Annotated in this window: 1 protein-coding gene; it reads right to left on the reverse strand. The window is 62.0% G+C overall.

Annotation, left to right across the window (positions count from 1 at the left end):
- Positions 1 to 378: DUF4123 domain-containing protein (locus tag D3I60_RS01470; protein WP_262774345.1), on the reverse strand; the 378-nt coding region annotated here is incomplete at its 3' end.
- Between the last annotated feature and the right edge of the window lie 206 nt (positions 379 to 584).

Genomic DNA, 584 nt, shown 5'->3' on the forward strand with positions numbered 1-584 from the left:
GTCGAACACCCGCGCGTCATAGAAGCGGAAATAGGCCGACGTACCGTCCGGAAGCCGCACCATGCTGCTCTTCTTGAGCTGGATGCGCGTGGCCTCCAAGCCGCCCGTGCCCCGCACGACCATGCTCCAGGCCCCGCCCCAGGCATAGGGCACGAGCCGCTCCAGGTGCGGCGCCAGCGCGGCCATCGGCACCAGGTAGGGCGCCACCCGCGCCAGCGTGAGGGCCTTCACGCCGGAGAACAGGCAGTGGTGCTCGATGTTCGCCTGCCGCATCTGCGGCACCAGGGAATGGTCGCGGGCGGAGTCGATCAGGGCATAGAGGTTGGCGGCGTCACTGCGCAGATGGGCGATGAAGCGGGGGAGACCAGGAGGCGCCATGGTTGGGGGTGTTTCGGTCAGTGGGCAGTAGGGCGTTGCCGGGGCTCTGCCGGACGTAGGCTGCGGCAGAAGATTTCGCATTCATCGCCGTTTTCGGTTTCATTTCAGTGATATTGAAATAATCATCATGATTGTCGAAATTTGAGGCCGGACGGTGCAAGAATTTTCCGGAGATAAAATAAATATGAGTCTACTGAGGCCATCCT

Origin of the sequence: Brevibacterium permense, assembly GCF_025506275.1 — a bacterium.
Lineage (GTDB): Bacteria > Actinomycetota > Actinomycetes > Actinomycetales > Brevibacteriaceae > Brevibacterium > Brevibacterium permense_A.